Source organism: Coleofasciculus sp. G1-WW12-02, from assembly GCF_040219735.1.
Taxonomy (GTDB): Bacteria; Cyanobacteriota; Cyanobacteriia; order Cyanobacteriales; family Coleofasciculaceae; genus Coleofasciculus.
On sequence record NZ_JAVJRX010000148.1, the window covers coordinates 1 to 13242 of the forward strand.

The 13242-nt window shown below is 44.5% G+C and carries 7 protein-coding genes; 3 read left to right on the plus strand and 4 right to left on the minus strand.

Annotated features, from left to right (window positions below):
* The 3 genes from RID09_RS24355 to RID09_RS24365 form a co-directional block, all read right to left on the minus strand.
* Nucleotides 1–2779: S8 family serine peptidase (locus tag RID09_RS24355; protein ID WP_446338500.1), on the minus strand; the 2779-nt coding region annotated here is incomplete at its 3' end.
* Between the two features lie 518 nt (nucleotides 2780–3297).
* Nucleotides 3298–3498, minus strand: a complete 201-nt coding sequence (locus tag RID09_RS24360; protein WP_446338501.1) for a hypothetical protein — start codon at nucleotides 3496–3498, stop codon at nucleotides 3298–3300.
* Nucleotides 3499–3660: 162 nt separating this feature from the next.
* Nucleotides 3661–4581 (minus strand): PEP-CTERM sorting domain-containing protein, encoded by a 921-nt coding sequence (locus RID09_RS24365; protein WP_446338502.1) that lies wholly within the window; start codon nucleotides 4579–4581, stop codon nucleotides 3661–3663.
* A gap of 643 nt (nucleotides 4582–5224) precedes the next feature.
* Here RID09_RS24365 and RID09_RS24370 point away from each other — a divergent pair.
* The 3 genes from RID09_RS24370 to RID09_RS24380 all read left to right on the plus strand — a co-directional run bounded on the left by RID09_RS24370 (nucleotide 5225) and on the right by RID09_RS24380 (nucleotide 9943).
* On the plus strand, nucleotides 5225–6622 hold the full coding sequence (locus tag RID09_RS24370) for an AAA-like domain-containing protein (RefSeq protein ID WP_446338503.1): 1398 nt from the start codon (nucleotides 5225–5227) through the stop codon (nucleotides 6620–6622).
* 99 nt (nucleotides 6623–6721) lie between these two features.
* Nucleotides 6722–9172 (plus strand): CHASE2 domain-containing protein, encoded by a 2451-nt coding sequence (locus RID09_RS24375; RefSeq protein WP_446338504.1) that lies wholly within the window; start codon nucleotides 6722–6724, stop codon nucleotides 9170–9172.
* Nucleotides 9173–9202: 30 nt separating this feature from the next.
* The gene (locus tag RID09_RS24380) at nucleotides 9203–9943 is read left to right on the plus strand and encodes a DUF928 domain-containing protein (RefSeq protein ID WP_446338505.1); all 741 of its coding nucleotides are present in this window, start codon (nucleotides 9203–9205) and stop codon (nucleotides 9941–9943) included.
* Nucleotides 9944–10179: 236 nt separating this feature from the next.
* Here the strand turns inward: RID09_RS24380 and RID09_RS24385 are convergent, their stop codons facing one another.
* Entirely contained in the window at nucleotides 10180–13209 is a 3030-nt protein-coding gene (locus RID09_RS24385) for a CHAT domain-containing protein (protein WP_446338506.1), read from the minus strand.
* Nucleotides 13210–13242: the final 33 nt, after the last annotated feature.

Below are 13242 nucleotides of genomic sequence, written 5' to 3' on the forward strand. Positions count from 1 at the left end.
GAGACTGGTAAAGTCTTCCGTTGAAGTCTGCCATAGCAACTGCATGGTTTGTTTCTTCATTGGGAATATTAGGCTTTTTCCAGGCTGTCCAGTTAATGCCATTAGTGGAAGAACGAGTATAAATTTGATTGTCCTTACCAACATGAGACTGGTAAGCAACACCATTCAGTTTTGCAACTACAGGCTGATAGTAGGTTACTTCATTAGGTATGTTTTCCTTTTTCCAGGCTGACCAATTTTTACCATCGCTTGAATATCGCGTAGCAATACGATTATCCAATGCTCGATGAGTTTGAAAAAGGAGATGCCCCACGAGTCCTTGATTCTTGTGTTTGTCTTGAATATAAAACTTATCAAAAACTTTTCTTAAAAAAATTGTAAAACCTGAACTTTGTGCATTGCCAAAAACATTCAAGAAATCACTAAACGTCCCGACTGGACTGAAACTATTAGAAACTTGACTTGACCCAGAACTGGAAGCATCAGGGTCTGCTGCTCGCTCCATTGGAGTCACTAAACCTTCCCCACTCCATGTCAACGGAATAAACTGTAAATTTTTCTCACTAACTTCCGGCTTCGTGACCTTCGCCAAGTGAACCGCCGCCGCTATATTCAACAAGCCAGCACCTGTTTCCAGGTCAAACCCAGTTGCACCCAAATCCGTGGCTGTATTCTTAATAATCTCAACCACTTGGCGGTAACTCAACTCAGGATTCGCCGCCCAAACCTGGGACACCGCCCCCGTCACCTTCGCCGTGGCTACAGAAGTCCCAGCCATACCGCTAGTTCCTTCCCCAGTCAAGGACAACCTAGGATTATCCGCAGTTCCGCCATAAGCCATTACATCCAACCCATGACCATAACTGGAATAATCCGTGCGGTTAGCCCCCTTCCAAACCGACGTTTCAGGGTCAAACTGTTCGGCAGCCCCCACGGTGAGGATATTGTCAAACTCCTGAGAAGCCTGTCCTAATACCGACATCACATCCCCATCATTGCCAGCCGCCACCACCAGCATCACATTATTCTGACGCGCATACTCAATCGCCGCCCGTTCTATTGGGGTAAACTCATAACGAGTCAATACCTCCCCATTGGCATCAATTTGGGTTAAATCTAAACTCAGATTAACCACAGCATTGGGTTGTCCCGATTCTCGCGCCGCATCGACAAATTCCACTAATGATTCTGCCCACTTGCCAGAACCAACAGCACGCCCAACCCAAAGCGGCGCATCATCATTAATCCCTTCAATGCCAATATCGTTATCTTGAGTCGCCCCAATAATTCCTAAGACATGAGTGCCATGTTCATTGCCCTCACCAGCTTCTATCAGAGGGTTATTATCGCCATCAATGCGGTCTTGCCCTAAACTGATTTGGCTATAGTCAATATCAGGATTATTGTCACTGAAACCTGTATCAATAATGCCGACTAACGGCTGATTTTCGGGAGGAAACTCATACTGGACAGGTTCAGCGAGTTCAGAAGCTGTTGTGGGTTCGGTGACAATTTCACTGGTGTTAACAGGTTCATCGATAACAACATCCGTTGATTCTTCAGTCGTGGGTTCGGTGACGATTTCACTCTCATCGACTAAAGTATCATCAGTTGGAGATTCTCCGACTAATTCATCGGTTAATAGTCCACCATCATCAGGCGTATCTGGAGTAATATAAGGTCTGGCATAAGTTGTCAATGCCTCACCCATATCTGTACCGCGCCAATCGTGATTGGGGTCAACCACATCATCCATCAACGCGGCTTTACCTGTAGCCCCCCGCACCTGGAAAACAATATCGTTATAATCCTGGTCATTCCAATCAGCATCTACGCGCAAATCTTCCATAACAAACGTGCTACCATCGCCCGTGACATCAGCGATTTGTCCAGTATGGAAGGCATCTTCTGGATTCGCGGTTGCCATGGAAAATAGAGGACGTATTGTACCCCCCGTATCCGGGTTATCAAATACCTGCTGCACCGTACCATTGGGTACTAGCATCACGCCAAATTCATCTCCTGGACGCATTTGGAATGTTTTTACACCCAAATAGTCGCCAGCGTTATCATTAACTTCTGCGAGTTCATCAGAAAACCGTGCGCCTTCAGTTTGATCCGCAATGGCTATATGACCTAATTCTGAATCACTCAACGCACGAGAGGCGGCTTCCTGGATAAATTCCTCTGAACCGGGTTCAAATTCATCCATGCCATCTAAGCTAAAGATGGCTAATTCTCCCTGATAGCTACCCCCATCAAAGAGGAAATCAATACTCACGTCTCCGGTTTTACCGACGGTGAATGTGCCAGACTCAAACGGGGGATTGATAAAGGGAATATCTTCAAGTTGATCCGTTAAAAGTGGCGTCTCTGGCGTCGTTTCGGCAATGCTATCAGCGGTATCTTCTGGGATTAAATCGACATCCCCATCCCCATGGCTAAAGGTTTGACTATCCTCATCTGAGATATCCCAATCCTCACCCAATTCTGGGAGTTCGAGGGTATCAATGTCCATTGTCGCTAAGTCGGGTGTATCATCAATGCCATCCACCAAACCACTGGGGGTGTACATGGGTTCGAGGATAAACGCTTGTAGCAATACGGGAGACTTGTCATCGAGGGATTGGTGATGGGGTGGTGATTTTGACCCGAATAAACCATTCCAAAAACTCGTCAGCCATCGGAAAACAGGATTGTGCGATCGCGCCTTGGTGCTGGATGCTGTAGACGGTACAGTGGCTGTCTGTTTGCTTGTCGCTACATCTAAACGGTTCATAGCATTATTGTCCTTAAAATCATGATCTAGAACTATATTCATTAAAAAGGGGTTTCTTGGCGCAGAACCCCCCGCAAGGTATCAAGTTCAATCTGGTTATTGCTATCAGAAGGTATCAGAAGGTATCACAACCTGGCGGTGGGGAGTGTGAAAGTTACCCCCTTTTTGAGGGGGCGATTGAAATCGCTGCTACACAAACCAAGTCCGCCTGCGCGGACTGAATTATAACGGGGGTGGGGATGATTGATTTTTAGGTAATTTGGATAAAATAAGGATATCGACCATTTATTCTCGGCGTAAGATAAAACTGGTATAAGGGCACGACAGTGTCGTGCCCCTACGAACATGAATTAGTTCCTTGTTCCCTCCCGGTTCCCTCCCGGTTCCCTCCCCTTTATAAGGGGAGGGTTAGGGTGGGGTTGATCAGGGGAGGGTTAGGGTGGGGTCAGATCAAGGTATCGCTTTCTTTTTGAAGCTCAAGTTGACACATAAGACAAACCTGCGCCCTACCCTGTATTCTATGTTGTTTCAGCGCTCAATTCTCGCGACTTTTGCCGCACCATTCCCGCAATTACGGCTTGTTGTAATTTCATAAAGGCGTTGATGTCTTCTAAACCATATTTCGTGGTTTGTAGTAATTGCCGGAGTTGGTCTTCTGCTTCAACGCTAAGATAACCATTGGTGATAGCTTGTTGGACAATTTGCCGAATTAAAATCATTGTCTTTATCCCTCCTTGGAAACTGTCATTAACGACGGCTAGGAAACTTTGCTCAAGACTCTAACTTTTCACGGGAAGCCTAGAAACCTGCGTCGGGGCGGGTTTAGTTCAATCTGGGTGCAACCGAAAAGTAGAGACGTTCCATGCAACGTCTCTACTTGTTTACATCCGACGACGCTTACGAATTTGACTGGAAAAAATTAAGCCTACGGTGGCTAACCCAAAGACTGTACTCGGTTCAGGTACAGACTCACAGTAATCCCGTTCGCAAATACCGGATTTGTCAAACTTAAAGCCAATATTGTAATTGCCATCAAACTTATCTAAGTCGTAACCTGCCGTTATTAAATCAGAATCGCTCAGATAAATAATATCGGCAATAAACTCTCCCGATGCAATAGAATTGAGACTTTGACCTTGATCAAAATAGGTTGTTGTGGCAGGTAAATCACCAAAACTGGGTTCACATAAACCGGGAATACAGTTTCGGGTAACTACAGCATTATTATAGGCTTCTAGGCTGCCAAAACCATTGTTTTCTTTTGTAACACTTTTGGCGGTGACATTGGCATATAGACCAACTTTAGGTGCGCCTGAATCACTGTTGGGAGAGAAACGAACGGCAAATAAATCACCGACTTCGCTAGCTGTGGTAAAGTCTTGATCTGTCAAGTTTATGAATAAGTCACCCCAACCCGTATTACTGTCATCAGCGCCAGTTCCCTCTACACCGGTTAAAGGCATATTGCCATTGAGGACAACAAAAATGCTATCGACTGTTTCCTTGACAGACATCCCGTAGAGTTCATAGCGATTATCTTTGCCGCCAATGATATCGCCATCAACGCCATCATTGGGGGAATCTTCACTATTTTGCCAGTCATAGTCATCCTTGGGGTTTTCTTCGATCACTAGCGCTCCACCATCGTTGAGACATTCAGCCGATACATTGAGAATATCTCCTTCATTTAACGCTCTTAATGTGGCGGCTTTTGCGGCTTCTCCTGTGGTAACAATTAAGCCAAGTGCAGCGGTTAAACTGATCAGTTTTGTGGCAAGTAATGGTGTGTTACTATTAGACATCGTTTTCTCCTTGAACCGATTATCGGTGGAATAAGCGTTTCTGTTGAATGCAAATAGGTATCTGGAATTTTGCAACGGAAACACCTGTAGTTAGATTGGTGGGGGCAGGTTTCAGGAAAAACTTTGACACTCTAAAGATAATTTAATGATTAAAACCCGCCCTCGCCCACTATCTGATTTTGGGCTTATCTAGAGGGAAGAATTTGACCGTTGTTGACTAGGGCTTTAATAGCGGTGCGTTACGCTTCGCTAACACACCCTACGGCTATGAATATGACTTTGTGGTTGACTTGAGTAATCCATTTTCGGAATTCACTGACTATAGAATACTCCATTTTGTACATAGGTTGGCATTTTATTTGTAAACCGATACAAACTCAGGATCATAATTTGCCATTTGTCCTTTGCCAGAAAATAGGGAATCCGGCGTTATCATTCTTGCCTAGCTCCAATCAGTAGATTTTCAGACTATCCTTATTAAAGGGCAAACTTGCCAGCCCTAACCCCCTGAAACCTATCAATTTGCCCGCTAACCTATTGCATTGAAATTTACAGAAAGTATCAAAAGGTATCGAAAAGTATCAAAAGGTATCAAAAGGTATCACCGTTTTGAATCCGGGCGGGTTTTGTGGAGAAGTTATCGGTGGTATCCTCTGGTTATAGGCTAAACCTGCCCCTACCCGTTACCTTACACGGAATTTGCTATATGTTGTGGGATGCATTTCTAAAACGAGTCGCTGATGCTCATGATCTGTTTGGAGAAGATGAGCGACAAGCTTTCCTGGTTCGGTTTACTGAACGAAATTTGCCACGCTCTGATATTCAGGTGGCGCAGGATTTGAATATTAGTGAAGTGACGCTGCAACGGCGACTGGGAAAGGGAGTTTATACTCATTTGGTTACCAGTTGCCCTCAGCTTAATACTGATAAAAAGGGAAAATTTAAGATTGTCCGAGATTGGCTAAAAAAAGGGTATATGCTCTGTCAAGGCGATGGCAAAGGAGTGATAAAAGCAACGGCTTTTCCTCACCCCTCTCCAATGGCGAATCATCCTTACGTCGAACGCCCCCCGATTGAATCCCTCTGTTATCAAACTATTTGTGAACCGGGTGCATTGATTCGGATTAAGGCACCACGGCAAATGGGGAAGACGGAGTTAATGGCAAGAGTTTTGAATTTGGCTCAACAACAAGGATATCGCAAAGTCTATTTAAATTTATGTCAACCGGAAGAATCGGTGGTGCAAGATCTGGATCAATTTTTGCGTTGGTTGTGTATTAATGTCAGTCGTCAACTACAAAAACCGCTACAAATCCAGGAATATTGGGATGGGGATCTCAGTAGTAATGATAACTGCTCAGCTTATTTTCAGGACTATTTATTAGAGCAAATCGATAGTCCCCTGGTTTTAGGATTGGATACGGTTGATCGCCTTTTTCCTCATTTGCCTATTGCCCAAGACTTTTTCGGTATGCTGCGGGCATGGCATGAAGATAGTAAAATTATCGATAATTGGCAAAAACTGCGATTAATTGTGTCTCATTCGACAGAAGCTTATATTCCGCTGGATATTAATCATTCGCCGTTTAATGTAGGATTAACCGTTCCTCTACCCGAATTGACAGCCGAACAAGTAACTGAATTAGCACAACAGCATGGGCAGGTATTAAGTAAGGCTGATGCCAGTTTATTAATTAATAGGGTGGGAGGACATCCGGGCTTAATTAAGCAAGCGTTAGTTGGACTCAAAACTTTCCGAAATACCACAATCGAAAGGCTATTCAATGAAGCGGCGACGGATTCGGGGATTTATGGAAATTATTTGCGAAAGATTTGGCGAGAGTTGCAGGATAATCCAGCATTGATTCCGGCACTAAAGAAGGTGGTGGAGGCAAGCAATGGTGTAGAATTGGCGTCAAAACTTGCCTATCAGCTTGAAAGTTTGGGACTGGTGCATTTAACTGGAAACAAGGTAAGAATCCGATGTGATCTTTATCGTGACTATTTTGGCTCTCGATTGGCGAATTGGGCGGAGGATTAATTAATGTTCGTAGTAAAGGCTTTAGCCTTTGACGGGAGGCGAAGCCTCGCCAATGGCATTCCCTTTTCAGATCTGGGAACGAGGGAGGGTGAATGATAAATGACAAATGACTATCATGTTGGCGGAAGTTTACCGCCGACTGCGACGAGTTATGTGATGCGTTCTGCTGATCAAGAACTTTATCAAGGATTAAAAGCAGGAGAATTTTGCTATGTGCTAAATTCCCGACAAATGGGTAAATCTAGTTTACGAGTGCAAACCAAAAAACGCCTGGAAGCCGCAGGAATTGCCTGTGCGGTGGTTGATTTAACTCGCATTGGGCGTCAGGCGAATGAACAGCAATGGTATAAGGGAATTGCTTATCGTTTAGTTAGTGAATTGCGACTAGCGAAGCGCGTCAAATGGCGACAGTGGTGGGATGATCATGACTCCTTATCGCCTGTGCAGCGGTTGGGGGAGTTTATTGAAGCGGTTGTGCTGGATATTATTACTCAAAATTTAGTTATTTTTATTGATGAAATTGATATTACGCTGAGTTTATCCTTTCCAAGCGATGATTTTTTTGCTCTGATTCGAGCTTACTATAATGGACGAGATACAAAGAGGCGATGTCAGCGTTTAACCTTTGCATTATTGGGGGTAGCCAGTCCATCGGATTTAATCCAAGATAAAACCAAAACACCGTTTAATATTGGTAAAGCGATTGAATTACAGGGGTTTAAACTGGATGAAGCGCTGATTTTAACCAAAGGGTTTGAAGGAAGGGTTAAGCATCCGCGAAAGGTGCTGGAAGCGATATTATATTGGACGGCGGGTCAACCGTTTCTGACGCAAAAATTGTGTCAGTTGGTGCAACTGTCCTGTGACTCTCAGTTAGACAGTGTTATCGACAAGGATGGGTTGAGGCGAGTTATCGATTTCGGCGATAATTTTATGGGGAAAACCCTGGCGATAAGTCGGGCAGGTTGGGTTGCGTTTGGGGTTTTATCGAGAAGCGTTATGGGTAAAATTTGCCCCGACACCAATGAATGGGAATTCGTGAAACAAATCGTGCGATCGCAGATTCTGGTAAACTGGGAATTCACGGATCATCCCGAACATCTGAGAACCATACGCGATCGCATCCTCCTCAGTCACCATGGTGCAACAGCGTTACTCCGCCTCTATCAGCAAATCTTACAACGGGGGGAAATCCTCGCCGATGAGAGTCACGAACAACAGGAATTGCTGCTATCGGGGTTGGTGATTCAACGTCAGGGTAAACTCAGAGTTCATAACCCTATCTATAAATCGATCTTTAATCGCCAATGGGTCAACACCCAACTTCCAGCACAAGTTGAGCATTCTGTCAAGACCCCAGCTTGGACAATTCCCGCCATCAGTGGGGTTGTCAGCGTTGTAGTGATTGGGGTGCGATCGCTGGGTTTATTACAAGGGTTAGAATTGCAAGGGTTGGATGGATTGATCCGGTTGCGCCCAACCGAAGCCTTAGACTCGCGTCTATTGCTGGTGAAAATAACCGAAGCCGATATCAACAAATACCGCCATCCTTTATCCGATGACGTGCTAGTCAAATTATTGCAGAAACTGGAATCGATGCAACCGCGAGTGATTGGCTTAGACATCTATCGAGATAACCCAATTCATTATCGCGACGCACGGCGAGAATCATCCACCGATTTACCCACCTATCTGCGCCAAACCAATCGGGTGATTCATATCTGTAAAGTTAGCAGTGAAAGCGATAAAGGAACCGCGTCTTTCCCCGATATTCCGTGGCAAAATCTCGGCTTTAGTAATGTATTAGTGGACAGCAAAAACACCGAAACCGGTCCACTACGGCGTCAGTTATTATATCAAAGGGTTAGCTCAACCTCACCCTGTCTCACGCCCTACGCCCTTAATGTTCAACTCGCGTTTCGCTATTTAGCCGCCGAGAATATATTACCAACATTTACCGCCAAAAACGGCAACTTACAGCTTAGAGATATTATTTTTGCCGATTTAAAACCCCGTGCTGGCGGATATCAACGCTATGATTCTAGAGGTCAACAAATCCTGCTCAACTACCGTGCGGTTCAACCCATCGCCCAATCCGTGACACTGACAGAAGTTCTCCAAGATGAAATTGATCCCCAATGGGTCAAGGATCGGGTAATATTAATTGGAGTTACCGCCACCAGCATAAAAGATAGCTTCCATACCCCCTACGGAGAAATGCGCGGCTTAGAAATTCAGGCGCATGGGGTGAGTCAGATTCTCAGCGCGGTACTGGATAAACGTTCCTTAATTCAACCAGGACATTTCTGGAGTGACGTATTGTGGATTGGGGGATGTTCCTTAGTCGGCGGATTATTAGTTGGCTTCATCCAAAAACGCCGATACCAGATCCTCGCCATCGGTACATCATTAGTTTTATTATCAGGACTCAGTTTAGTCTTATTAATTAACGGGTATTGGATACCCATTGTACCATCCGCTGTTGCCTTAATTGTTTGTAGTAAAGGAACCTTAGCCTTTTACAAGCCTCAAATAGTGACTACACTCTAACAAAAAACAAATAAAAAGGACAAATAACCAATGACCAACAAACTATTCAACCTCGCCATTATACCCATTGTGATCATCGCCCAGCGATCGCCCCTCGACGCCCTCATCTTTAACCAACCGCCACCCCCACCGGATAAAGACACACCAGGTCAACAATCGGATTCAGGAACCCGTGGACCTTGTGACGCACAGCCCTCCGAAACCGATAATCAATTAGTCGCCTTTGTCCCCGCCATTGAAAAACCCGGGATCAGCTTATCAGAAACTCATGTTTGGGGATTAACCAAGAGTAAACATCCGAGATTTTGGTTTTATCTTCCAGCAACAGCAACATCAGCTCAAATCGCCCAATTTAGCATCGAAAATGAAGCGGATTACCAATCCAGCTTTCAATTCAATCTACCCCAAACTCCCGGAATTGTTAGCCTAACTATTCCCACCAGTGAACCCCCACTAGAACCAGGTAAATGGTATTATTGGTCACTGAAACTCTATTGCCAAACTCAAGCATCCGCGCCTAACTTTTTTGTTGATGGCTGGATTAAACGGGTAGAGGTTGAGACACCCTTGAACGGTGATACTCCCCAAGACAAAGTTATCATTTATGCTCAAAACGGTTTATGGTTTGATACCGTCACCGAATTAGCTAACCTTCACCGCCAAAAGCCCCAGGAAACCGAGCCAGCGTGGGCAGATTTATTAGAATTTATTGGTTGGGAACAGCTTACCGAAAAGCCGATTCTTCCCTGCTGCACCTTGGAAAAACAGTAGAGAACATCCTCACACCTTACCCCTTACCTGACAATCTAAAAAATTGCCTAACAACTACAAACCCTCTCTGCGTACCTCTGCGTTAACCTCTGCGTTCTCTGCGTTAAAAAAACATAATCCTGACACCAATAACCAAACCATCAGCTGTGAAATAGATTTTACAGGTTGAATGGGCGCAAGCCTTGCGCCCCTACAGTTTTAACCTATTAAATTAGGTGCGCTACACCACGACAAATTCATCCTGGAAACAACGAGAGCCAATTTCCGATTAATACAAAGGGTGCCCAATAATAAGGATGCTGATAATTCGCATTCTTTAAAAATTCCTTCTGAACCATCTGTATCGCTTCCGCTTTGCTCATCGGTTCCGTAGAATTGGTTAACTGTTGATAGAGTAACCGAATAAAATCAGTGGTTGATTTATCATTCACTTCCCATAACGTAGCAATTGTACTCCGCGCCCCAGCACGAACCGCTATTCCCGCCAGCCCTAATGTCGCACGAGTATCCCCATTGGCGGTTTGACAAGCACTCAACACTAACAGTTCAATCGGATCAGGTAAACTTTCTTCGCGACTTTTGAGATAGTGACTTAATTCATTCACCTGAATCCGTTTATCCCATGCCAAAATAAAGGTTTCATTGGGATTAGAACTAAATTGTCCGTGGGTGGCGAAGTGAACAATGGAAAAGGGACGGGCGTTGATTTGAGTTTGCAGGGCTTGACTGGTAAATGCATCATTGAGTAGCTTGACATCTGAGGGAATTTGTGATAATTCTACTTCAACATTGGCGAGGGGTTGAAAGCTTTGATGGGGGGCGAAATCTGATCGCACCTGAGATAATCCAAACGCCAGCGTCTGTAAGGGTTGCTGGGAGAGGGGTACAGGGGCGAGTAACTGGGGTTCTCGATTCAGCGCGATCGCATACTTTTCAACTAGATACTGGTTCCCATCCCAAAGCACTCCCATAGGAACGGTTTGTAAGGCTCCATCTAGGACGAAAACTAAGGTGTTTATCCCATTAGTTTTAAGCTGAGTTTCAAAGGGAGCAATTAACCAATTATAGATCGGTTGAGATGTATTTTGAATTTCTTGAGTATAGCGAGAACTACGCTGGGGATTGATAAGTTGAGCGCGGAGTTGATCGACAGTTTCTTCTATTTGACGGGGGGAAAGCTTGACGCGATGGTGTTGTAAGGTTGGGTGGGTTGCAGATTTAGAATGACTGGGATTAATTTTAGAGACGCGCCAGGGTGTAGAGACGTTGCATGCAACGTCTCTACATTGTTGACATTTGTCGTCGGTAATGTCGTTACATTCCGATGGCTGGGGTAGTTTGAGAATGACTTCTAATCGATCATCTAAAAGAATGGTATAAATAACCGCCGTATTGGGGGCGTGTTCGTCTACAATTTGGTCAATTAAAGCCGGGGTTGATGGCGCACAGGCTTCTTGTAAGTAGTTCTCTAATTCGGCTAATTGCAGTTGCGCTAAAACCTCTCTGGCTTGAATTAAGTTTTGAGGCGATGGCGTTTCATCTCGTAAAAGCAAATCGATTAATTCTCGATAAATCGGTTCAATTTCATCTCGAAAGGAAAAGCGAACATCAGGGTTAAGGGTAGCTAAATCTGGGCGAATCGTATTGACTGTATTAACGGCGGCTTGATATGCCGCGATCGCACCCAATTCCCCTTCAATCTTTCCCTGGGATTTTCGCAAACGCCCCAGTTGCCATTGCCATTGATAGGCAATATCCCACGCCTGAATTGATTGACTAATTTGAATGGCTTGATTAGTTAAATTTTGGGCATCTTGAATATTCTGATTAGACTCGTATAGTTTACCACTAATTCCTGTCGCATACGCCTCGCTTCGCCGATCATCTAAATCGTGGGCTTGTTGAATAATTTGTTTATTTTTGTCAAACGTTGTGGTTAATACGGTGTCCATCTTTTGCCAAAATATGTGGCGATGAAGTTGGGGAAATTGTGCCGCGTTTTGGCTAACCGTTTGCTGAATTTGCTTTAAGGTAACTAGAAGTTGGGAGAACTGAATTTGGCAATCAATGGCAGTGTGACTGGTGGGTAATGTGGTAATTTGAGTTTGAATTTGGATTAAATTCGGGAGTTGTGGCTCAATCTTTTCCTGCCACCATGTCTGAGCATTTGACCAGTGACGCTGATTGAGCAACCAGTTTTGGGTATTGAGCAAAATACTCAGGTGATTTAGCTGAGATTGGATGGGAATTAGGGACGAATTTGATCGAGTTATTGCCTGTTGATAATAATCGGCAGCTTGGGCAACAGCATCCATAACAGGTTGAATGTTCTGTAGAGAGGGGCGAGTTCTTTCGTAGAGACTGCGCTGGTGATTATAGGTATCATTTGCCCAGTTGCCTAACCGGAAATAAGCCTCAGCAATGGCTTGGGGATTTTCCAATTTTTGCGCCAGAGTCAAACTTTTATCTAACAATTTTCTGGCTTGTTCTAAGTTGGTTAAATCATCTAACTTAAAATACTGTTTTAATGGCGACCAATTGGGATCTGAATAATTAGAGTTACCCACAACCCGCAGCAATTCTCCCAAATGAGACCAAGCCGTAAATTTAAGCAAAGAGTCGGGTTGACTTTGCAGGTGCAATGTTGCCTGAGTTAAACTTTTAAATGCCTCCCGTAACCGTCCTAAAGTTTGCAAGGCTTGAGCTTGGTTAATTAAGCTGCCAATGCTTCCGGTTTCATCTCCCAAGCGGGTATAGAGGCGATGTACCTTTTCCCAGGTTTTTAGAGCATCAGCAGCGTTTCCCAGAGAGAGTTGTAGATGCCCTTGATTGTTAAGAACTTGAGCCAATATCAGGCTTTTTTCTGGGGAATTTGGCAGAGATTGCAGTTGGTTTAAACTTGTCGCGATCGCGTCTTTCGCCTCTTGCCATTTCCCTAATTGTTGAAAAGCCAAAGCCAGATAGCTTAAGACTCTCGCTTGTTGGAGTTGATTCCCTTCATCAGCCAATTGGGATGTAGCTTCTTGCCAGAGACTTGCCGCCTGAGTAAATTGTCCGTTTTTATAATAACGTTGACCTTGTTGAATTAAAGTATTTATATCAACGATAGGACTTTGGCTAAGAATTCGCGGGGGTTCTGTACTGAGTGCCGATTGACGAGTGAGATAAGTTTGACCCAAGCCAATCAATAGAGTGAAACAGATACCAATAAGCCCATATTTAAGGAATAGTTTCAGATGGTGCCATACAGACTGGGGTGTAATCATAACTTGGCGATCGGAGAACTCCTCTCTCTACTG